This is a genomic window from Clostridium sp. MT-14 (assembly GCF_042436595.1).
Lineage (GTDB): Bacteria > Bacillota > Clostridia > Clostridiales > Clostridiaceae > Clostridium_B > Clostridium_B aromativorans.
Genome location: NZ_JBHMIY010000009.1, coordinates 52697 through 74534 on the forward strand (window position 1 = coordinate 52697; position 21838 = coordinate 74534).

Here is a 21838-nt window from a genome sequence, read left to right on the forward strand (position 1 = left end):
GCTCTCATTTATATGAAATATTCTAAAAATCTTTCAAATAAAAATTTTTTATCAGCATATCCTTTTTATTATTTATCGGTTTCCACAATGCTATTCTATCAATTCTTGCCATTTTGTGGACACCTTGTCTTTTTACATTCTCACATGCAGCTGAATACTCCTTAGAACTCCATTCTCTCATAGCGTAATTGGTATTAGCCAGAGATATATGTAAATCCCATTTACTTATATCTTTTCTAACATCAAATTTATATAATCTCAATTTTTCATTTATCTGTCTAGCCAATCTTATAATATATCCTTTATTTTCTACTTTTAAATTCACAGATTTATAGGGAGGTTCAAAACAAATAGCTCCATTTATCTCCACTTTGAATTTCTTATAGGGTTTCAATATCCCTGAAACAATTTCATTAAATTTATCTATATCGGGATTTTCCACAACTTCAAGAGTTATATGTAAAACTGGCATATTTTTATACAATCTATACTTTCTACATATGTTTTTTTGTATGCGCTCAATATATGAATAAGAATCCTTATCAAACAAGGCCACTAAATAATATTTCATTATTTCCTCAGTCCCCCAAATTAATATTATACAAATGCCATTTTATAATATTATATCACAGAATCACCAGCTTCATAATGTTAAAAATTTCAATAATTTTTCAGTATATAAACTACTCAATGGTGAAAAAATATTATTGTTATAAAATTTATAAAAGAAGAGGTGCTATTATGAATACTGATCACAATAACAGTATTGGATGTATAGTCAATGAGTGCAAATTTCATGCAAAGGATACCAACCATTGTACACTTAATAAAATACAGGTCACAAAGCATGAGTCAATGGCCAAGGATGTTCAGTGTACTGATTGTGGAAGCTTTGTAAAAGAGTAATTCCTCGAATATATATTCATCTAAAATAATATTACACATAAAAATCCAGTTTTATCATTGCTAAAACTGGATTTTTATTTTCAAATAATTATTTAAGCCTTCTGTTCATATTTTAAAATTTTGTGTTAAAATAGCATGGAATTATGATATAATAAATTTTGTGTAATATGAATTAAATTTTGAGATTTTCTAAACTTTATATAAATACAAATTTGTGATAAGGATGGATATATGAATGGATAAATTGGTAATTAACGGTGGAAATTCCCTTTCCGGTTCTATAGAAATTAATGGCGCGAAAAATGCTGCTGTTGCAATATTACCAGCCTCAATAATGGCTAGTAAGGGCGTATCTTCAATCGACAATATTCCTGATATAGAAGATGTTCACTGCATAGAAAGAATTCTTGAGAGTTTAGGCTGTAAAATAAAAACAGGTAAAAATTCGGTGGTAATTGATAGTACCACCATAGATAGTATAGATGCAAATACAGATGATGTAAGAAAAATGAGGGCTTCTTATTACCTTATAGGTGCTCTACTAGGCAGATTTAAAAAAGCCAGAGTTGAACTGCCCGGAGGATGTCCCATAGGTGTCAGACCCATAGATCAACATATAAAGGGATTTGAAGCTTTAGGCGCTAAAGTAGAAATTAAACATGGGTGTGTAATAGTAAACGCTGACAAATTAGTTGGAACTAACATATTTTTTGACGTGGTAAGTGTAGGTGCTACTATAAATGTAATGCTAGCTGCTACACTTGCTGAAGGTATAACTACTTTAGAAAATGTGGCAAAAGAGCCTCACATAGTAGATGTAGCAAATTTTTTAAACAGCATGGGAGCAAATATAAAGGGCGCTGGAACAGAAGCGATACGAATTGTTGGGGTAAAAGAATTGAGAGGATGTTCCTACAGCGTTATTCCAGATCAAATAGAAGCAGGTACATATATGATCGCTGCTGCTGCATGTGGCGGCGAAGTAGAAATTCAAAACATCATACCAAAACATCTGGAATCAATATCGGCAAAACTCATAGAAATGGGTGCCCAAGTAATAGAAGACGGCGATTCTATAACCGTAAAATCCAATGGGAAATTAAAGGGAGTAAACATTAAAACTCAACCCTATCCTGGTTTTCCAACTGATGTACAGCAGCCTCTCAGTGCACTTTTAACCGTAGCTAAAGGCAGGAGTATTATAAATGAAAGCATATGGGAAAGTAGATTTAAACATGTAGATGAGTTGAAAAAAATGGGTGCCAATATAAAAGTAGAAGGTAGAACTGCAATTATAGATGGAGTAAGCAAACTAAGCGGTGCCGTAGTAAAAGCTACGGATTTAAGAGCCGGTGCAGCAATGGTCATAGCCGGACTTATTGCAGAGGGTACTACTGAAGTTTTAAGTATTGAACATATTGACAGGGGGTATCCCAATATAGAAGATAAATTTAAAGCTTTAGGTGCTGATATAAAAAGGGTATCTTATTCTAAATAATTTTTATGGGGAGACTTTTAACATGATTTTTTGTCCTTTGTACAGCGGCAGCAGTGGAAATAGTATATTCTTAGCATCTTGCCATGCCAAAATTTTAATAGATGCTGGTCTTTCTGGCAAAAGCATAGAAAGAGGTCTTGCAAAAATAGGCTATAATGCCAATGAAATAGATGCAATATTAGTTACCCATGAACATATTGATCATATTAAGGGAGTAGGTGTATTATCCAGAAAATACAATATACCTATATATGCTAACACTCTCACATGGAAAGCTATGTTGAAATCTGTGGGAAAAATAAAAGAAAACAATCTCAATATAATTACGAATAATTATATTAGCATTAAAGATATGGACATAATCAGCTATTCTATATCCCATGATGCTGTAGATCCCTGTGGATATGCTGTTGACTGCAATGGTAAGAGAGCTTGTGTAGCAACGGATTCAGGATTTATTTCAGAAGAAAATAAAGCTATACTTAGGGATTCAGACGTACTGCTTATAGAGAGCAACCATGATGTAGAAATGTTAAAATTCGGTCCATATCCCTATGAATTAAAGAGAAGAATATTAAGTAAAATAGGACATTTATCCAACGATGATTGTGGAAAAGCTATCTTAGATATCTTAAATGGAAAATTCAAAAGAATTATTCTGGGACATTTAAGTAAGATAAACAACTATCCTGAGCTAGCTTATCAAACTGTAGCAACTACCTTAAATGAAGCTGGAGTTAAATTAAAATCAGATATAAATATTTCTATGGCAAAACGTGATGAGCCCAGTAACTTCATAAATTTTTAATAAAAAGGTGGTAATATATGAAAAGAATTTTCAGTATGACAATATGTTCTATAATTGCATTTTCCTTTCTGACACTGACTGCCTGTGAAAAAAAAGATGAACTGAGCATAAATAATAAACAAAAAGAAAAAGATATAGTACTTTCAAAAGGAAAAACTAACTTATTGGATCTAGATGTTTATTTCAATTCCTCAAGTAAGCCAAATACTGTTGAAATTACAAAGGAGAGCAGAGTTATAAAAGAAGATGAGCTATTGGCTGAAACAATAGTAAATGAACTGATAAAAGGTCCCTCGGTAAATAGCAGATTAGCACCTATACTTCCAAAAGAGAGTAGAGTTATGAGTATTTCCATAAAAGATAATATTGCCTATTTAAATCTAAGTAAGGAAGCTAATACTAAAATGACTCCGGTAGAAGAAGAAGCTTGTTTAAAGGGCATAGTTTTTTCTCTTGAACAACTTCCAACTGTGAAAAAAGTTAAAATTTTTATAGATAACAAAGATTCTAAAATTTGGGGGGATAATTTTGATTTATCCAAACCTCTTGGTAAAAATGATATTGAAAGCTTAAAAAAATAATAAGTGAATTTATTGAAATCACCTTTACACAAACTTTTATACCAGGATACATCTAAAATTTATTTTCAATTTTGAAAGGAGGTACTTGCTGCCAAATACTGCAGCAGGATAATATATGAGTTTATATAAAGAATGGACAGATACCGTAGTAGATTTTGTGAAGGCAAAAGGAGAAAACGCTTTTTGGAAAGAATATGGTTCAATTGAAAGAAACATTTATACAGAAATATTATCAGAACATAACTCTACCATAAGCGGAACAATAGAAAATTTAGCTAAAAAATTTAAAATATCACCGATATTTTTTACAGGGTTTTTAGATGGAATAAATCAAAGCATAGAGAAGCCATTAAATTTAGAAAATCTGAAGAGAACTTCAACTATTGACATAGAAATTAATTTTGAAAAATTATATTACAATATGTTAGATGCAAAAGCAGATTACTTATATAAACTTCCCCAGTGGAATTCCATATTTTCTAAAGAAAAGAGAAAAGAAATTCATAAAAATTGGGTTAATTCCAAAACAGTGGTTAATAAAATTAAAATAGGTAGAAATGATCCCTGTCCCTGCGGAAGTGGTAAAAAATACAAACAATGCTGTGGAAAAAATAATTAATAAGAAATCCCTACACGTTAGTGTAGGGATTTCTTATTATGTTTTAAAATTTTTTTATTATACGCCGTATCTTCTAATGGCAGCTTGGTTCTAAATTTTCCATCTAATTTTAAATATGCTCCCTGAATTGCCGGTGCTGTAGGAATGCAGGTTATTTCTCCTATTCCTTTAGCTCCACAAGCAAGAGAAGAATTATTATTTTCTATTATTATGGTTTTTATCTCTGGAACTTTCAGTGCCCTAAAAAGTCCTAAAGTACCAAATTTAGCTGTAGGTACTGAATTTTTTAATGGATAATTTTCCGTAAGAGCATATCCAAGTCCCATAACAACTCCACCTTCTATTTGTCCCTCAATATTGCTTGGATTTATAGCTTTCCCTACATCATGAGCTGCAATTATTTTTTGAACTATTCCCTTTTCATCTAAAACTGCTACCTGGGTTGCATAACCATAGGCCACATGACTTATAGGGTTGGGTTTATCTGAATTTATAGGATCTGTAACTCCAGAATACTCTCCATAAAAATCCTTATTTTCTAAACTCTCCAGCGGCTCATGTGCGAGGGCTTCTTTGAGTTTTAGCGATGCCAACCTGGCAGCTTCTCCTGTAAACACCGTCTGCCTTGAAGCAGTAGTTGTACCTGAATCTGGAGTAATTTCCGTATCAGGCGAATCCACTACTACATCTTTTGGAGTGACACCTGCAGTTTCACAAAGTATTTGAGTTACCATAGTCGCAAGACCTTGACCTATACAAGCTGCACTAGTCCTTATATGCACTTTTCCATCTACTACAGTCAATCTACATCTTCCTATATCCGGAAGTCCTACCCCTATACCGCTGTTTTTAAAACAACTAGCTATTCCCACATAAGGATATTTTTCATACTCATCCTTAACCGCCAGAAGAGTTTGCTTCAAAGCCACATCATCTCCTGCTATTTGTCCATTGGGGAGTACTTCTCCAGGTTCAATAGCATTCTTATACCTTATTTCCCAAGGTGATATTCCAACTTTTTCTGACAATAGATTCAAATTACATTCTGTAGCAAAAGCAGATTCCGTAACCCCGAATCCCCTGAAAGCTCCTGCTGGAGGGTTATTTGTATACACTGCAATTCCTTCCACTTCTATATTTTGATAATTATAAGGTCCTGCCGCATGTGTACAAGCTCTTTGAAGGACAGGTCCTCCCAAAGAAGCATAAGCACCAGTATCAGATATGATCCGTGCTTTCATAGCTGTTAAGATACCATTTTCATCACAGGAAGTCGTAAATTCCATTTCCATAGCATGCCTCTTAGGATGTACAATTATACTTTCTCTACGAGTTAAAGTGACCTTCACCGGTTTTTTAGCATACCAAGCCAGAAGAGCTGCATGATGTTGCACGCTCATATCTTCTTTCCCACCAAATCCTCCGCCAACATATTTGCTAATTATCCTTACTTTTTCAGGAGGCAATCCCAGGATACTTGAGATTTCCCTACGATCATCATATATGCCCTGACTTCCAGTATATACCTTTACTCCATCTTCCCCATATGGCATAGCTAATGCAGACTCTGGTTCTAAAAAAGCATGTTCCGTAAATGGGACTGAATACTTGTTGGTAACTACATATTTAGATTCTGCTATAACTTTATCCGGATCTCCTCTTTTTAAAATTTCTCTTGACAATATATTTCCTTTAGAATGTATTTTAGGTGCATTTTTTGCCATAGCTGCTTCAGGAGACGTCAATGGATTAAGTTCTTCATATTCTACTTTAATTAGACCCAATGCTTTCTGCAATACTTCTTTAGTCTCCGCTGCTACCAGGGCAACAGCATCTCCTAAATATCTGGTTTCCTCTCCCTGTGCAATCATAATCGGCCAATCACTTACTATATGACCTGAATATCTTTTACCCGGCACATCTTTAGCCGTAAGAACTGCCACAACACCAGGATAATTCTCTGCTTCTGTCGTATCTATTGATTTCACTAAAGCCCTAGGATACTTACTTCTTAAAGCTGAACCATATAGCATTCCATCTACATACATATCCCCCGAATACTCTGCCCTGCCTAATATCTTGTCCTCTGCATCAACCCTGTATATTCTCTCTCCTACAAGTCCCTTAAAATTTCTTTCAGGCAGCTTGATTTTTTCTCTAAAAGCCTTAGCCGCCATTTTTATAGCTTTTTCTATTTTTACATAGCCAGTACACCTACATATATTGCCATTGATAGCGGCTTTTATATCCTTAGAAGTTGGGTTTAAATTTTTATTTAGAAGAGCCTTAGCACTTATAACCATCCCAGGAATACAAAAACCGCACTGCACTGCCCCAGCTTCAGAAAAAGCCCATGCAAACACTTTTCTTTCTCTTTCTGTAAAGCCTTCAATAGTCGTTATATTTTTTCCTTCTACTTTAGACAAAGTAAACAAACATGCCCTTGCTGCTTTATCATCTAATAACACCATGCAGGCTCCACAGGCTCCTTCACCACAGCCATTCTTTACTGAGGTCAACCTTTCATCATCTCTTAGATAATCTAACAGCTTTTTATCTTCACTTACAATCTTTTGAACTCCATTTAAAGTGAATTTATACATATTACTCTCCTCTTTGACATATCTAAAATATATAAAAATTAGATATTATGATTACAATATTTATAAATTATATGCTCTGATATTCTCCATCCCATACAATTCTTCTGTATTTATCCGGATCCGTATCGCCTTCCGTACTAAATAAAAGTACCTTTGAATTTTCATCTAATTCCAGCTCTTCTCTAAGTCCTTTTAAATCGTCTCTTGTCATTATAGAACATAAAAGCCCTGTGGTAACTGCACCTGATTCTCCTGAAATAACTCTAGTATCTCCTTTCAATGGATTTCCAAGAACTCTCATTCCTTTAGCCGTAACCCAGTCGGGACAAGCAATAAATTCACTGCTATAGGACTTCAATACTTCCCAGCCTATGGTATTTGCCTCACCGCAGGCAAGTCCCGCCATTATAGTAGGCATATCTCCTCCAACGGATCTAACTTTTCCGTCATTTGCTACAGCTGATTTATACAGGCAAGCTGCCTCATCGGCCTCCACTACAACTGTCTTAGGACAATTCTCTCCAAATGCAGATGCAAAGAACCCCTGAACCGAACCAGCCAGTGAACCAACTCCAGCTTGTATAAATATATGAGTTGGTCTTTCAACTTCTAACTTTTTCAACTGCTCCAATGCTTCTAAGGACATTGTCCCATATCCCTGCATTATCCAGGTAGGGATATCTTCATAACCTTCCCATGCGGTGTCTTGAACCATTACCCATCCATTCTCTTCTGCATGCTTATTTGCCAATCTAACTGCATCATCATAATTCAAATCCGTAATAGTTACATCTGCACCTTCATTTTTTATATTCTGAAAACGGCTTTGAGATGAGCCCTTTGGCATGTATACTACTGATTTTTGTTTTAGTTGAGATGCCGTCCATGCAACTCCGCGCCCGTGATTTCCATCTGTAGCAGTTATAAAAGTAATTTCTCCCAATTGCTTTCTTACTTTGTCTGAAGTGACTTTGGCATATCCCAATTCTGATATATCCCTATTTAATTTTTGAGCCAGGTAGTTTCCCATTGCAAAAGAACCTCCTAAAACTTTAAAGGCGTTTAGCCCAAAACGATAGGATTCATCTTTTACATATATACCACCTAAACCAATTTTTTTAGCCAAATTGCTCAGATTCACTAAAGGTGTTTCTGAATATTGGGGAAAACTTTCATGAAATTTTTTAACCTTTTCAATTTCCCTCTTACTTAAAAATTCTACAGATTTTTTTTCCTTTACTCCGATAGTATTTTTCTTCCACAATATCTTTTTATCCATTTTATTTATGTCTCCTCTTCATAATAACTTTTTACGCAATTAACTACAGCAATAATCATTCCATAACAATTTAGAAAAACTCTATAAAAGTTGATATTTAAAATTCAAAAGATATCGCTGTATAATATGCGACAATACACAATATCTTGGTTATCATTATGATAATAAAGTATCATAATGATAACCAATAAAAAATTATTTTATGCCTCCCAATTTTCTATACAAGGTAGCTATTCCTATACCCAATTTATTTGCTGCCATTTGCTTGCCTTTCGTATCAGAGCCATACAAGTCTAAAGCCTTCAATATATATTTTTTTTCAACTTCTTTAAGTGGTTTTATCGATTCATGTGCTAAAATTTTTTCATCTATCTGACCCTTATAGTTTAAAATAGTTTCAGGAAGCATATCTACAGTTAGAATTCCACTTTTGCCAGCCATATTCATCATAAATTCTATAGTATTTTCCAGTTCTCTTACATTGCCCGGCCAGGAATAATCTACTAAGAGCTGTTTTGCTCTACTATCAATGCCATGAATTGATTTATTAAAAGCATAATTGTATTTCCCAATTATATTCATAGCAAGCAATTCTATATCCTCTTTCCTGCACCTGAGAGGTGGTACTTCCATAGGTATGACATTTAAACGATAATATAGATCCTCTCTAAATTTATTTTCCTTTATAAGTTTTTTTAAATCCCTATTAGTGGCTGCTATAACACGTATATCTAAATTCATAAGCTGGTTGGATCCAATTCTGACTATTTTTTTCTCTTGAATTACTCTTAGTATCTTCACCTGTAAATATAGTGGCATATCACCTATTTCATCCAAAAATATTATACCCCCATTGGCCAGTTCAAATTTTCCTATTCTTCCCCTAGGATCTGCCCCGCTGAAAGCACCTCTGGCATATCCAAATAATTCGCTCTCCAAAAGATTATCAGGTATAGCTCCACAGTTTATGGCTATAAAAGGCTTATTCCTCCTATCACCTTCAGAATGTATAGCTTTGGCGATCAATTCTTTCCCTGTTCCACTTTCTCCTGTTATAAGTACTGTGGATTTTGAAGAAGCCATCTTTTTTATCCTATCTTTCAATTTAATCATAACTTTAGACTTTCCTATAATATCATCAGCTTTAACTTCTCGTATTTTTGCTACCTTATACATATCCGCCTTTAATTTTTTTATTTTGTCAAATATAAATATTCTATCATAGGTGGCTAATCTCGGATATACTGGAATCAACTGTCCCATTAAATATAATTTCTTCTTGTTTACTATAACTGTATACACTTCTGTACCTGCTATATATTCACCAGTTGCAGTCACATCTATACTATGTTTAAATTTTTCCGGATCTATATTAAGCTGATCTGACGCACTGCTGTTCATATGAACAATTTCATTATTATCACTCAAAACCACTACACCCTTATTCACAGAATCTATAACCTGTTTTAAAAGATCTATCATCATATTGTTTCTCTTATTTTCAAAATGGGCATATATCTTAGCTCTTATAAAATCTGATATTTGCTCTAAAATTTCCAGATAAGATTTTATATTTTTCTTTACCCGCTGCTTTTGTTCATCATCTGAGCATATAAATCCTATAACCCCAATAATCTTTTCTTCATAAATTATAGGCATAGAAACCTGCATTTTTTCAATACAATGCTTCCTATTATTACAATTCCTACACAAAAAATTTTTACCTGGACTTTCTATTACCTGTGTTTCTCCAGTTTTAAGAACATGATTATATACATAACCTTCTGTAGAAATATCTTCATCTGTCTTTTGACTATAGATACCTGTACCCGCAATTCTTAAAAAATTCTTATCAACTATTTCTACATCTACATTTATTGTTTTTGAAATTATATTTGCATACTTGATAACTGTAGGCTGTATTTGCTTTAAAAAAGAAGTTTCCATCATTACATCAATCCTTTTTAGATCTAATAAATTATCATCTTGATATATTTATACTAAAATTATAATTTGATTTTATTATACCCTATAGCATTATGAAATTTATCAAATATACATATAATTATCAATTTGATAATGGAACTGCCTATAATATAGTTTTTTTATTTTCCAACCACAATTTTATATCCATAAATTTAAAATTAACCCTTTGCTTTATCTTTAAATTTAGCATACATAATTATTATATCAATGGCTTATCAAATACTTTAGGTATACTTATTGCTTGTATTAATAGAAATCAGTAATATATATTTAATACACTGATAAACGAGGTGTTCAAAAATTGCTGAAAGACTTGTTGGGTATATATAAAAACTGCGTTGTATCAATAGTTGGATCTGGAGGTAAAACCTCTTTTATGTTTAACTTAGCACAGGAACTTAGATCTCAAAATAAAGTACTGTTATTTACTACTACAAAAATTTATGTTCCCTCTAAAGAACAGTATGATTTTATGGCTATAGGTAAAAAAAATTTTCTGCACTGCTGTACATTACCTGAAAAAGGTATCTATGTTTATGGTAATATATTAGATAATAATTCAAAAATATCGGGACTAGATGAAGATACATTAATAAAAGAGCTTCATAATTTTAACTATATATTAATAGAAGCAGATGGTTCAAAAGGCAAATCTCTAAAAGGTTGGAGAGAAAACGAACCTGTAATCTTCAAAGGCACCAACATTACTGTTGGAATAATTGATATAACTTGCTTAGGTAAGACAATCAATTCAGATAATATCCATAGAGTTGATAGATTTATAGAACTAACTAATTCTCACTTAGGTGAAAAAGTCTCATTAAATCATTTGATTTCACTTATACTTCATCCTAATGGTTTATTTAAAAAATCATCGGGTAAAAAAATTCTATTCATCAACAAAGTGGAAGACACAAATTCAACAGTATTTTCAAAAATATTATCGAAAAACATTAAACCTCATAATTACGTAGATAGAATAATTATGGGCAGCTTAAAAAATAAAATTTATGAGGTACTTTAAAGGGGGTAAACTATAAATTAAATGATCAATGCTATTATAATGGCTTCAGGATATTCTCATAGAATGGGTACCGATAAACTGCTTTTACCTTATAAGGGTAAACCATTACTTGAACACACTATTGATGCCATAGCAAATTGTACTTTTAATCAAGTCATTCTAGTTGCACGAGATGTAAAAGTGATAAACTTGGCTAAAAAAAAGGGGTTAAATGTTGTAAAAAACAACAGGGCTTACATTGGTCAGAGTCAATCTATAAAACTCGGAATTATCAATTCAGTCCCTGCTGACGGATATATGTTTTTCACAGGTGATCAGCCTATGCTAACTTCAAATACTATAAACGATTTAGTGCAGTGCTTTAAATTTCATAGACATTTTATTATAGTACCTAAATTCAAGCTTAGGCCTGGTTCCCCTGTCATTTTTCCAAAAGACTATATAAAAGAACTTCTGAATTTAACCGGTGACACTGGTGGAAAATCTATAATAAATAAAAACATTGATAAAATAATCTTTTTAGAATTAAAAAATCAATATCCTATTTTTGATATTGATACACCGTACGATTATAAAAATATATTAAATATAAAATAAGGGTGATCTAATATGCGTAATGATATTGTGATAATTCGAGGAGGAGGAGATATTGCTTCAGGTACTGTGCAAAAGCTTCACAGATGTGGTTTTAAGGTTCTGGTTTTAGAAGTTAAAAATCCCACTTCTATTAGAAGATTGGTATCTTTTAGCGAAGCAATATACGAGGGTAAGATTACAATAGAAGGAATTACCGCTGTATATGCTAAAAATATGAAAAATATATATGATGCGTGGATAAATAACAGAGTTCCTATAATGGTAGATCCACACTGTAATTGTTTAAATACCATAAGGCCTAAAATTTTAGTTGATGCAATACTGGCTAAAAAAAATTTAGGAACAAATATAAACATGGCAGATATAACTATAGGTCTAGGCCCTGGCTTTAAAGCAGGTGACGATGTAAATGCAGTTGTTGAAACCATGAGAGGTCACAATTTGGGAAGAGTTATATACAGCGGCTGTGCCATGGCCGACACAGGATGCCCTGGAAGTATACTTGGTTTTTCTAAAGAACGAGTGATATACAGCCCCTGCAGTGGAATCATAAAAAATATTAAGCAAATTGGAGATCTAGTAAAAAAAGGCAGCACCATAGCCCTAGTAGACAATGTAAAAATAAAAGCCTCATTGACAGGAGTGTTAAGAGGTATTATAAGAGATAACAGTACTGTATTTAAGGGACTTAAGATAGCTGATATAGATCCCAGGGCTTCGGAGCGTAAGAACTGCTTTACAATTTCTGATAAAGCAAGAAATATTGCTGGTGGTGTATTGGAAGCTATTTTATATTTGCAAAACAATAAATCAAATGTGGAAGATCATTGCAGAGTACAGAATATTAAGACACATTTACAAAAGGGATTACTGCATAATTAAACTATGCAGCAATTCATTTTTTTGTACAGAGCTCGGAGTAAACTTTAAAAGTTTACTCCTTTATAATTTATATGTTATTATTTAAATGCAAAATACATTTAAATATTTTTAGAATTAAGAAAGGAAAATCTATCACCATGATGAATAAAAAATTCCTCTATATAGCTTTAATTATATTAATTTTTACTTTTGGACTCATTTACTTCAATAGCCCTCTTAGATCTAATAGAAATTATCCTATAATAACGGGAAGCTTTATACAGCTGGATATGACACAACATTGGAATAGCAATGACTGGAAAAATGAATTGAATTATCTCAAAGAAAATAAAATGAAATATATAATAATAACAAACGTGTCCCAAACTCAAGGGAATATAACAAATACTTGCTATAAAAATAATATCTCTGGATATAAAAAAATATATGGGAATATAGATCCTGTGGAATTATGTTTAAAAAATGCGGAGCACCTAAACATGAAAGTTTTTATAGGACCTAATTTTAACACTGACTGGTGGCAGGTACCTGCAGACAACTACCTGTGGCTAAACTCACAGATGGAAAGAGCTAACGTTGTAGCCGATGATCTGTATAAAAAGTATCATTCTAAATATCCAAATGCCTTCTACGGGTGGTATTTCCCCTACGAAGTCGACAACGCCAAATACACTAAAATAAGTGAATTTAAAAATTTAGCCAATGCCATTAATATTCACATAAACCATCTTAATTCCAAAGGAGAGCGTCTTCCTATACTATTATCTCCATTTATGAATTCATCTGCTGGTACTGCTAATCAATATTCTTCAAATTGGCAGTACCTATTTTCAAAAACCAATTTTAAAAAGGGGGACATATTTTGCCCACAAGACTCTGTAGGAAGTGGAAGATTAAATTTAGAGGAAGTCAATTCTTGGTATACTGCCTTAAAAAAAGCTGTAGCTAAAAAACCTGGCATGTTATTTTGGTCAAATGCCGAAAATTTCGACTATGTAAATAATTCCAGTGTACCTTTAGACAGATTCCTAAAACAACTCACATTGGAGAGCCCCTGTGTAGACAACATAATATGCTTTTCCTACAGTCACTATTACAGTCCCAATAATATAGACAGTGGATTTAATAAAGCATATTCATATTATGTAGAGCACGGAAAACTCCCTTATAAAAAATTAGACAGTCCTCAAAATTTAACTATAACAACTGTGGAAAATAACAAATTCAAAATAAGCTGGTCTGTTCCCAAAAACACCGATAACATATGCGGCTACGAAATATATAGGGACAATATTTTGATTTCAAGAATTATGCTTCAGAGAAAATATGGTGGCAACCCCAACGGGTTTTCAAAATCTATTATAGACATGCCTTTGTTAAAAGAGAATACAAAATCCTGCACTTATACAGTAAGATCCCTTGGATTTTCAGGGAATGTTTCAAAACCTTCGAATTCAGTATCCGTTAATATTGATACTTTCGCCAAATTACCACATTTGCTTTCTAAAAACTGCAAGTACTCTATTACGCCTTTGCCCCATGAAAAGTATAATGATGTACATTTTATCAAACTCACAGATGGTAAATACTCTTCTATAAACTCTTCAAAAAGCAGTGACTTCGTAGGATGGTATAACGATCCTATAGATATAAATATAGATTTAGGTAAAATACAACCCGTACAGCAATTCGTAGTGGATTATCTCAGAGATCCTATTCCCTGGGCTGAACTCCCTGAAAGGGCTTCTATTGGTATATCTGAAGATGGAATAAATTTTACCCCCGTAGGACTGTTGAGAATACCTTCTGTACCTTTTTCGGATAGAAATGGCTCAAGATATCCCATATATCTTACCTTAGACAAGCCTATAAATGCCCGATATATAAAGCTTACTTCCATCACTAAACCAAACTATTATACTTTCATAGATGAATTTGAAATAAGAAATTAAACATTTATACACTAATTGTTGACAATGTATCTTATAAATATTATAATCTTAGAATGAAGATTTATGATATTAAAACTGTATAAATTTATAAGACCATGAAGAGAAGAGTAAATATAGAATCTATTCAAAGCGAATTGGTAATGGTGGAAGTCCAATATAGATCTATATCGAAGAACATCTCGGAGTTTCTAACCGAAATCTTTCGTGAAAGTAGGCTTAGAGGTAATCAGTACCTTAAAGTGAAAGATAATAAAATATATGTTGTTATCTTAAAGTTGGTCATATTTTATGGCAAATTGGGTGGTACCGCGAGTAAAGTCTTTCGTCCCTTTAAGGACGAAGGGCTTTTTTTATTAATAATTCAAAATATAATATGTTTACAAAGGAGGACACTATGAAAACAACATTAGTAAAATCTCTGTACAGGGAAAGTGAAAAATTTTCGGGCAAAAATATTCAAATTTCAGGCTGGATTAGAACTATAAGAGATTCTAAATCATTTGGATTTATAGAATTAAACGACGGATCATTTTTCAAGAATATTCAAATAGTTTTTGATAATACACTTGAAAATTTTAAACAGATATCAAAATTGGCCATTAGCTCATCACTCTTAGTTGAAGGTATATTAGTTCTTACTCCAGATGCAAAACAGCCTTTTGAACTTAAAGCCAGTAAAATAATTTTAGAAGGCAATTCAGCTCCAGATTATCCGCTTCAAAAGAAAAGACATACTCTTGAATATTTGAGAACTATAGCTCATTTAAGGCCTAGAAGCAATACTTTTTCTGCAGTATTTAGAGTTCGCTCTATAGCAGCCTATGCCGTCCATAAATTCTTTCAAGAGAGAGGTTTCGTATACGCAAATACTCCTATAATAACGGGAAGTGACTGTGAAGGCGCCGGTGAAATGTTTAAAGTAACTTCATTTGATCTAGGCAGCATACCTAAAAAAGAAGATGGAACCGTAGATTTTTCCAAGGATTTTTTTGGCAAGGAAACTAATTTAACTGTAAGCGGTCAGCTATCTGCTGAAACCATGGCCCTGGCTTTCAGAAACGTATACACTTTTGGACCCACATTTAGAGCCGAGGACTCAAATACAGCAAGACATGCTGCTGAATTTTGGATGATAGAACCAGAAATGGCTTTCGCTGAACTAAAAGATTATATGGACGTAGCTGAAGATTTAGTAAAATATGTGATAAAATACGTACTTGAAAACGCTCCTGAAGAAATGGAATTTTTTAATTCATTTATAGATAAAGATCTATTTAATAGGTTGGATAATGTAGTTAACTCAAGTTTTGACAGAATAACTTATACTGAAGCTGTAGATATCCTTAAAAAAAGCGGAGAAAAATTTCAGTATCCAGTGGAGTGGGGAATTGATCTCCAAACAGAACACGAAAGATATTTAACTGAAAAAGTATTTAATAAACCTATATTTGTAACTGATTATCCAAAGGAGATAAAGGCCTTTTATATGAGACAAAATGAGGATGGAAAGACAGTAGCTGCTGCCGATCTATTAGTTCCAGGAGTTGGTGAAATAGTTGGGGGAAGCCAAAGAGAAGAAAGATATGATGTACTGGAAAAAAGAATAGAGGAACTCGGCCTCAATAAAAAAGACTACTGGTGGTATTTAGAACTTAGAAAATACGGGGAGACAAAACATTCTGGCTTTGGGCTGGGATTTGAAAGAATAATTATGTATATAACTGGAATGTCCAACATAAGAGACGTAATACCATTCCCCAGAACTACTGGTTCTGCTGAATTTTAATATATAAATTTATACTTTTAAAATAAATAAGGAAAGGTTTATTCAAAATAAAATTTTGAATAAACCTTTCTTTTGTTACAAATAACATTCAAAAGCAATTAAAACTTCTGGTTTTAAATAGGTTTACAATTTATATTTATATTTTAGATTCTAAAAAATTTCTTGAAATTTTTGTTGTAACCGGTTGCACATTGTTTCAATATCTATCAAATTTAGTTAAAATATAATTAAGTAAAAAAGTACTTATAAAAACTTTTTAAAAATTATATAAATATAGAAAGAAAGGAAGCCTATTTATGAACCTCACAAAATTATTTGAATTACAAGAAAATTTGGATCAGAGAATTAAAAAAAACATTTCTGTTGATAAAACTTCTTTAATTTCAAAAAAAACCCTTGCACTTCAAGTAAAAATGGCCGAATTAGCTAATGAAACTCGATGTTTTAACTTTTGGAGTAATGATAAAACTATAAATAAAAATTTAATTTTAAAAAGCTATATAAATTCCCTGTGTTTTATGCTGACTTTAGGTATTGAAAAGGGATTTACAGATATTAACGTAAAAATAAAACCTAATGAATATGATATGACATCACAATTTTTAAACCTATATATTGATATAAATGATTTTGTAATATCTTCTTCTAAAGATCATTACATAACTCTGTTTGAAGATTTCATAAGTTTAGGAAACAAATTAGGATTTTCACTAAAAGAAATAGAAGATGCCTATTATAATAATTCTTTTATAATTAAGAGATCCAATTATAATTGACTTTTAATATTCTCAAGATCTATCATCTTGAGAATATTTTTGATCCCTTCCAGATTTTATAAATAGAACTATTAAATATATAGCCCCATTATGGTTAAACTAAATTGTGGAAGGTGATAATTTATGCTTGGCATACTATATTCAATAATAGCTGGAATAAGCATGAGTATTCAAGGTGTCTTCAATACCAGACTCAGTGAAAAAATAGGTCTCTGGGCTACGAATACAATAGTCCAGGGTGTTGGGTTTATAATAACACTAATAATAGTTTTATCATCCGGAAAGGAAAACTGGGGAAATATAAATTGCTGTAAAAAATTATATTTTTTAGGTGGCGTATTTGGAGTAATTATAACCTTTACTGTGATGCAGGGAATTAAATCTTTAGGTACAACTCATTCTATTTCAATAATTCTTGTATCTCAATTGCTAGCAGCAGCTTTAATCGACTTTTGGGGTCTGTTTGATTCTCAGAAAATCAATTTCACTTTCAATAAAATAGCTGGAATAATAATTATGATTATAGGCATATTAGTGCTAAAATGGAAGGGTTGATAAATATTTAAATATATTAGACTAATTTTAAAGATAACTATATAATTAATGAAGAAACATAAATTAATTAAAATAAATCAGTTTGTTCTTAGGGGGGATGCTTAAAAATGGATTTTAAACAAATAGAGGCCTTTATAAATGTAGCTAAGTTTAAAAGTTTTTCAAAGGCTGCAAACTCCATATTCTTGTCACAGCCTGCTATTAGTTCTCATATTTCCATTCTAGAAAAAGAACTAAAAGTACAACTTTTTGACAGGACTTCAAAAGAGGTATTATTGACTCCTGCTGGAGAGTCTTTTTTAAAATTTGCCATAGAGATTTTAAATACACGTGATAAAGCTATACATACCTTAGTAAATTTTAATAAGACTATAAGTGGTAAACTTAAATTAGCCGCCAGTACAACACCATGCAATGCCTTAGTTCCTTCTCTAATAAAAAATTTTCACAGTATATATCCTGAGGTAACCTTTGATGTTTTAGAATTAAGTTCTGCCGAAATAATTAAAAATATAATAAAATTTGACTGTGAAATTGGTCTCGTAGGTGAACCGGTAAATGATGAAAAAATTAAAAGTTATAAATTGACTAAAGACGAGTTAGTTATAATATCTCCTCCTTCATTTAATATTCCAGACATCATAGATATAGTTTCGCTTTTTAAGTATAATTTCATACTGCGTGAAAAAGGTTCTGCCACTAGAAAAACTTTTGAGGATATTCTCCAGGAAAACGGATACAATATTTCAAATATAAATTCCTATTTTGAAGTAAATAATTTAGACACACTTATTCAATTTGTAAAAAATGGATTAGGTATAGCAGTAGTTTCAAATCAAGTCTTTAGAGATTATATATCCTGGGGAGTCATAAAAGAAAGTAAATTAAAAAATATATCTTTAAACAGGGCAATATATTTAATTTTAAGTTCTAAGAGAACTCTTACTCCAACAGCAAAAGCTTTTTTTGATCTGTGTAAAAAAACTTTTGCTATAAAATAACTATTTATACATTTAATTATTTTCAGCCGGAGCACATATATTATAATAATTATTATAATATATTATAAATAATTTTAAGGGGAATAGTATGTTTTCCATTAAAAATAAATTAGGATCCAATTTGAAATCATCAATAGATAAAAATTTATATAAAAACTATAGGATAATATTACAATATACTTCACTTCCAGAGACTATAGAAAAAAAAATAAAAATATACAAAGGAAAATTACTTCATGTTATACCAATTATAAATTGTATAAGTGCCATCTTAACACCTAATGCCATAAATAGACTAATAGAATTACCACAGGTAAGACATATAGAAGATGATTGTCTCGCTCTATTATGTGCTGGCAAAAGTGTACTTGTTTCAAATGGTATAATATCTGGAGAAAAGTATCGTCTTACGGGAAAAGGCATATGTATAGGCATAGTGGATTCAGGTGTCTATCCCCATCCTGATCTTTTAAGCCCTAAAAATAAAATCAAAAAATTTATAGACTTAATAAAAGGATATAAACATCCCTACGATGACAATGGGCACGGAACTTTTATGAGTGGAATCATATGTGGAAATGGAAATGAATCCGGTGGAATATATAGGGGTGTTGCCGAAAACAGCAATATTTATTCAATAAAGGCTTTCAATGCCCTCGGAAAGGGACTAGTATCAGATATCTTATTTTCTATTCAGCTTCTTCTAAATGATAGTGAAAATGAAAACATAAAGATAATTTGCCTCCCTTTTGAATTATGTGCAAATAATCATTTTATATTATCTCTATTTGAAAAAGCTTTTCAGATAGCAGTAAAAATGAATATAACTGTTATAGTGCCTTCAGGCCACTGCGGCAACCTTCAGGGAAGCATAAGAGGTATAGCTATTCTTGATAACTGCATAACAGTATCTGGTATAGATACAAGTGCTAATATAATTAAACCTTATGAATATTCTTCCTGCGGACCTGTAGATAAAATCGGAAAACCTGATTTAACCGCTGCTTGTGTAAATATATGTTCCATAAATTCCAGTCCAGAATATATATCAGAAAGAAATGGAATGAAAATATATCCAAAACCTTTGGGAAATCCCTATACTTGTTATACAGGTACTTCTTGTTCAGCAGCATACGTAAGCGGTATATGTGCTCTCCTGTACGAAAACAATCCTGATCTCACTTTTAATGATTTAATGTCACTTCTTAAAATATCTTGTGATCTTTTAAATATTCCTAAATGGTATCAAGGTGCCGGTACAATAAATATAAATAAATTGCTTCCTTAAACAATATTAAAACCTTAATGTTCATTAAGTATTTGAACATTGGATTATTATATGTTATCATATAATATATACTATTATATGATAACAATTTAATTTAGGAGGTATTATTATGCTAAGCAAAAGATTAGAAAAAGCTATAAACGATCAGATAAACTTTGAATATTATTCTGCTAATATTTATTTGGCCATGGAAGCATATTTTGCAAGACAAAATCTAAATGGTTTTGTCAACTTCTTTAAAGTTCAGATACAGGAAGAAAATTTCCATGCATCAAAATTTTTTGACTACTTAAATCAAGTAGGTGGCAATATTACCATAAAAGGATTTAGCGATCCTAAAAATGACTACGAATCACCACTTGAAGTTTTTGAAACTGCCTTAAAGCATGAACAAATAGTCACTTCAAGAATTAATAATTTAATGTCTATAGCCAGTGAAGATAAGGATTATGCTTCAATAGCTTTGCTTCAATGGTTTATCAATGAACAGGTAGAAGAGGAAGATACATTCAACAATGCCATTCAAACATTAAAAAGGATAGGAGATAATCCAGCTGCACTCTACCTGTATGATCAGGAGCTTGCAGCCAGAACTTTCGTGCCACCCACAACTACATCCCCCTCTGTAAATTAAAATCAATAATTCTTACAAGCTAATAAAGATACACTAGTAGGTCCAGATATATCTCCCCTCTCTAGTGTATCTTGCTTTCATTTAAAGCTCTTTATATTTTTCAATAACCCCTGTATACATCTACTAAGTTATCTAATTTATCTCCTGATACATATCTTTTTAAATTATTATATATCATATTAAATCTTCTAATGTCAGCCCTTTCAGACACCCAGGAATTATGTGGCGTTATTATTACATTTTCAAATTCCCAAAGAGGATTATCCTTATCTAAAGGTTCTTCTTCCACCACATCTAAGGCTGCTCCTAATATCTTTTTATTCTTTACATTCTCTATAAAGGCACTTTCATCCATTATAGAACCTCTTGCTGTATTTACTATATAGACCCCATTTTTCATAGCTCTAAATGCACTACCATCTATCATATGACATGTTTTTTTAGTATAGGGAATGGTTATCACAACTATATCACATAATTTCAACATGTCCTTTATTTGCTCCGATGAAAAACACTGGTTAAAGTAAGCTACATCTTCGCCTTTTGTATTCAATCCTACTATTTTTACATCAAATGCTACCAATCTTTTGGCGGCTTCCTTTGCTATACTTCCAGTTCCAATAAAGCCTACGGTTTTACCCCATAATTCCAATATACCGGTATCCAATTTCCACAATCTGTTCCGCTGATTTTCATAAAACCTTCTGCTGTGTCTAAGCATTTCCAATATCTTTAATACTATCCATTCACCCATGGGTATGCTGTATCCACCCTTATTGTTGGTAATTAATATATGATTTTTTTTAACTACATCCATGGGAAGCTGATCTATACCGATACTGAATAACTGTATCCATTTTAAATTTTTCATGCCGCTTATATCCAGGGTCTTAAATGGATCATAACAGAGCAGTACTTCTGTATCCTTCATATTCTCTGTATAGCGAGCTCCATTTTCCCCTACGATCTTTACATCGTATCCTAATTTTTTTATATTGGCAATATTTTTATCGCCAAAATTACGCGTACACAACAATTTAATTCCCATGAAATTCACCTCTAT

At 32.1% G+C, this 21838-nt stretch carries 20 protein-coding genes and 1 other annotated feature; of the genes, 15 read left to right on the forward strand and 5 right to left on the reverse strand.

Annotation, left to right across the window (positions count from 1 at the left end; translation table 11 throughout):
- Positions 1 to 22: 22 nt before the first annotated feature.
- Complete coding sequence (locus ACFHWD_RS08610; RefSeq protein WP_150358010.1) at positions 23 to 571, reverse strand: 2'-5' RNA ligase family protein; 549 nt, start codon at positions 569 to 571, stop codon at positions 23 to 25.
- A gap of 170 nt (positions 572 to 741) precedes the next feature.
- Between ACFHWD_RS08610 and ACFHWD_RS08615 the strand changes: the two genes are divergently transcribed.
- The 5 genes from ACFHWD_RS08615 to ACFHWD_RS08635 all read left to right on the forward strand — a co-directional run bounded on the left by ACFHWD_RS08615 (position 742) and on the right by ACFHWD_RS08635 (position 4412).
- The gene (locus ACFHWD_RS08615; RefSeq protein ID WP_150358009.1) at positions 742 to 906 is read left to right on the forward strand and encodes a DUF1540 domain-containing protein; all 165 of its coding nucleotides are present in this window, start codon (positions 742 to 744) and stop codon (positions 904 to 906) included.
- Between the two features lie 235 nt (positions 907 to 1141).
- Entirely contained in the window at positions 1142 to 2404 is a 1263-nt protein-coding gene (locus ACFHWD_RS08620; protein WP_150358008.1) for a UDP-N-acetylglucosamine 1-carboxyvinyltransferase, read from the forward strand.
- A 22-nt stretch (positions 2405 to 2426) separates the two neighbouring features.
- Positions 2427 to 3212, forward strand: a complete 786-nt coding sequence (locus ACFHWD_RS08625; protein ID WP_378061421.1) for an MBL fold metallo-hydrolase — start codon at positions 2427 to 2429, stop codon at positions 3210 to 3212.
- A 17-nt stretch (positions 3213 to 3229) separates the two neighbouring features.
- The gene (locus ACFHWD_RS08630) at positions 3230 to 3793 is read left to right on the forward strand and encodes a GerMN domain-containing protein (RefSeq protein ID WP_150358006.1); all 564 of its coding nucleotides are present in this window, start codon (positions 3230 to 3232) and stop codon (positions 3791 to 3793) included.
- Positions 3794 to 3908: 115 nt separating this feature from the next.
- Positions 3909 to 4412 (forward strand): SEC-C metal-binding domain-containing protein, encoded by a 504-nt coding sequence (locus tag ACFHWD_RS08635; RefSeq protein ID WP_150358005.1) that lies wholly within the window; start codon positions 3909 to 3911, stop codon positions 4410 to 4412.
- Between the two features lie 17 nt (positions 4413 to 4429).
- Here ACFHWD_RS08635 and xdh read toward each other — a convergent pair whose 3' ends face one another.
- The 3 genes from xdh to ACFHWD_RS08650 all read right to left on the reverse strand — a co-directional run bounded on the left by xdh (position 4430) and on the right by ACFHWD_RS08650 (position 10244).
- The gene (gene xdh, locus ACFHWD_RS08640; RefSeq protein WP_378061424.1) at positions 4430 to 7015 is read right to left on the reverse strand and encodes a selenium-dependent xanthine dehydrogenase; all 2586 of its coding nucleotides are present in this window, start codon (positions 7013 to 7015) and stop codon (positions 4430 to 4432) included.
- A gap of 67 nt (positions 7016 to 7082) precedes the next feature.
- The gene (dpaL, locus tag ACFHWD_RS08645) at positions 7083 to 8294 is read right to left on the reverse strand and encodes a diaminopropionate ammonia-lyase (RefSeq protein ID WP_150358003.1); all 1212 of its coding nucleotides are present in this window, start codon (positions 8292 to 8294) and stop codon (positions 7083 to 7085) included.
- A 195-nt stretch (positions 8295 to 8489) separates the two neighbouring features.
- Positions 8490 to 10244 carry a sigma-54-dependent Fis family transcriptional regulator gene (locus ACFHWD_RS08650; protein ID WP_378061426.1) on the reverse strand — a complete coding sequence of 585 codons (1755 nt, stop codon included), beginning with the start codon at positions 10242 to 10244 and terminating at the stop codon, positions 8490 to 8492.
- Between the two features lie 337 nt (positions 10245 to 10581).
- On the opposite strand from ACFHWD_RS08650, the gene yqeC reads away from it, so the two are divergent.
- From yqeC to ACFHWD_RS08700, 10 genes are all read left to right on the forward strand, one after another.
- The gene (gene yqeC, locus ACFHWD_RS08655; RefSeq protein WP_378061428.1) at positions 10582 to 11304 is read left to right on the forward strand and encodes a selenium cofactor biosynthesis protein YqeC; all 723 of its coding nucleotides are present in this window, start codon (positions 10582 to 10584) and stop codon (positions 11302 to 11304) included.
- A gap of 21 nt (positions 11305 to 11325) precedes the next feature.
- Positions 11326 to 11901 (forward strand): molybdenum cofactor cytidylyltransferase, encoded by a 576-nt coding sequence (gene mocA, locus ACFHWD_RS08660; protein ID WP_179978187.1) that lies wholly within the window; start codon positions 11326 to 11328, stop codon positions 11899 to 11901.
- A 12-nt stretch (positions 11902 to 11913) separates the two neighbouring features.
- The gene (yqeB, locus tag ACFHWD_RS08665) at positions 11914 to 12783 is read left to right on the forward strand and encodes a selenium-dependent molybdenum cofactor biosynthesis protein YqeB (protein ID WP_179978188.1); all 870 of its coding nucleotides are present in this window, start codon (positions 11914 to 11916) and stop codon (positions 12781 to 12783) included.
- A 137-nt stretch (positions 12784 to 12920) separates the two neighbouring features.
- Positions 12921 to 14735, forward strand: coding sequence for a DUF4434 domain-containing protein (locus tag ACFHWD_RS08670; RefSeq protein ID WP_229981238.1), 1815 nt, complete (start codon positions 12921 to 12923; stop codon positions 14733 to 14735).
- An 86-nt stretch (positions 14736 to 14821) separates the two neighbouring features.
- Positions 14822 to 15068, forward strand: a binding site (T-box leader).
- A 61-nt stretch (positions 15069 to 15129) separates the two neighbouring features.
- A complete protein-coding gene (gene asnS / locus ACFHWD_RS08675) occupies positions 15130 to 16521 on the forward strand; it encodes an asparagine--tRNA ligase (RefSeq protein WP_150357999.1) in 1392 nt (463 codons plus the stop codon).
- A 296-nt stretch (positions 16522 to 16817) separates the two neighbouring features.
- On the forward strand, positions 16818 to 17297 hold the full coding sequence (locus ACFHWD_RS08680; protein WP_150359036.1) for a dUTP diphosphatase: 480 nt from the start codon (positions 16818 to 16820) through the stop codon (positions 17295 to 17297).
- Between the two features lie 123 nt (positions 17298 to 17420).
- Positions 17421 to 17852: a DMT family transporter gene (locus ACFHWD_RS08685; RefSeq protein ID WP_150359037.1), complete on the forward strand. Its 432-nt coding sequence runs from the start codon at positions 17421 to 17423 to the stop codon at positions 17850 to 17852.
- Between the two features lie 107 nt (positions 17853 to 17959).
- Complete coding sequence (locus ACFHWD_RS08690; protein ID WP_229981236.1) at positions 17960 to 18853, forward strand: selenium metabolism-associated LysR family transcriptional regulator; 894 nt, start codon at positions 17960 to 17962, stop codon at positions 18851 to 18853.
- 88 nt (positions 18854 to 18941) lie between these two features.
- The gene (locus ACFHWD_RS08695; protein WP_179978191.1) at positions 18942 to 20141 is read left to right on the forward strand and encodes a S8 family serine peptidase; all 1200 of its coding nucleotides are present in this window, start codon (positions 18942 to 18944) and stop codon (positions 20139 to 20141) included.
- A 109-nt stretch (positions 20142 to 20250) separates the two neighbouring features.
- Positions 20251 to 20775 carry a ferritin gene (locus tag ACFHWD_RS08700; RefSeq protein WP_150358353.1) on the forward strand — a complete coding sequence of 175 codons (525 nt, stop codon included), beginning with the start codon at positions 20251 to 20253 and terminating at the stop codon, positions 20773 to 20775.
- A 100-nt stretch (positions 20776 to 20875) separates the two neighbouring features.
- Here ACFHWD_RS08700 and ACFHWD_RS08705 read toward each other — a convergent pair whose 3' ends face one another.
- Positions 20876 to 21823, reverse strand: a complete 948-nt coding sequence (locus tag ACFHWD_RS08705) for a phosphoglycerate dehydrogenase (protein WP_179978192.1) — start codon at positions 21821 to 21823, stop codon at positions 20876 to 20878.
- Positions 21824 to 21838: the final 15 nt, after the last annotated feature.

Bases quoted from the DNA above. Each gene is read 5' to 3' on its own strand.
- ACFHWD_RS08610 (WP_150358010.1), bottom strand. From the start codon at position 571: ATGAAATATTATTTAGTGGCCTTGTTTGATAAGGATTCTTATTCATAT.
- ACFHWD_RS08615 (WP_150358009.1), top strand. From the start codon at position 742: ATGAATACTGATCACAATAACAGTATTGGATGTATAGTCAATGAGTGC.
- ACFHWD_RS08620 (WP_150358008.1), top strand. From the start codon at position 1,142: ATGGATAAATTGGTAATTAACGGTGGAAATTCCCTTTCCGGTTCTATA.
- ACFHWD_RS08625 (WP_378061421.1), top strand. From the start codon at position 2,427: ATGATTTTTTGTCCTTTGTACAGCGGCAGCAGTGGAAATAGTATATTC.
- ACFHWD_RS08630 (WP_150358006.1), top strand. From the start codon at position 3,230: ATGAAAAGAATTTTCAGTATGACAATATGTTCTATAATTGCATTTTCC.
- ACFHWD_RS08635 (WP_150358005.1), top strand. From the start codon at position 3,909: ATGAGTTTATATAAAGAATGGACAGATACCGTAGTAGATTTTGTGAAG.
- xdh (WP_378061424.1), bottom strand. From the start codon at position 7,015: ATGTATAAATTCACTTTAAATGGAGTTCAAAAGATTGTAAGTGAAGAT.
- dpaL (WP_150358003.1), bottom strand. From the start codon at position 8,294: ATGGATAAAAAGATATTGTGGAAGAAAAATACTATCGGAGTAAAGGAA.
- ACFHWD_RS08650 (WP_378061426.1), bottom strand. From the start codon at position 10,244: ATGATGGAAACTTCTTTTTTAAAGCAAATACAGCCTACAGTTATCAAG.
- mocA (WP_179978187.1), top strand. From the start codon at position 11,326: ATGATCAATGCTATTATAATGGCTTCAGGATATTCTCATAGAATGGGT.
- yqeB (WP_179978188.1), top strand. From the start codon at position 11,914: ATGCGTAATGATATTGTGATAATTCGAGGAGGAGGAGATATTGCTTCA.
- ACFHWD_RS08670 (WP_229981238.1), top strand. From the start codon at position 12,921: ATGATGAATAAAAAATTCCTCTATATAGCTTTAATTATATTAATTTTT.
- asnS (WP_150357999.1), top strand. From the start codon at position 15,130: ATGAAAACAACATTAGTAAAATCTCTGTACAGGGAAAGTGAAAAATTT.
- ACFHWD_RS08680 (WP_150359036.1), top strand. From the start codon at position 16,818: ATGAACCTCACAAAATTATTTGAATTACAAGAAAATTTGGATCAGAGA.
- ACFHWD_RS08685 (WP_150359037.1), top strand. From the start codon at position 17,421: ATGCTTGGCATACTATATTCAATAATAGCTGGAATAAGCATGAGTATT.
- ACFHWD_RS08690 (WP_229981236.1), top strand. From the start codon at position 17,960: ATGGATTTTAAACAAATAGAGGCCTTTATAAATGTAGCTAAGTTTAAA.
- ACFHWD_RS08695 (WP_179978191.1), top strand. From the start codon at position 18,942: ATGTTTTCCATTAAAAATAAATTAGGATCCAATTTGAAATCATCAATA.
- ACFHWD_RS08700 (WP_150358353.1), top strand. From the start codon at position 20,251: ATGCTAAGCAAAAGATTAGAAAAAGCTATAAACGATCAGATAAACTTT.
- ACFHWD_RS08705 (WP_179978192.1), bottom strand. From the start codon at position 21,823: ATGGGAATTAAATTGTTGTGTACGCGTAATTTTGGCGATAAAAATATT.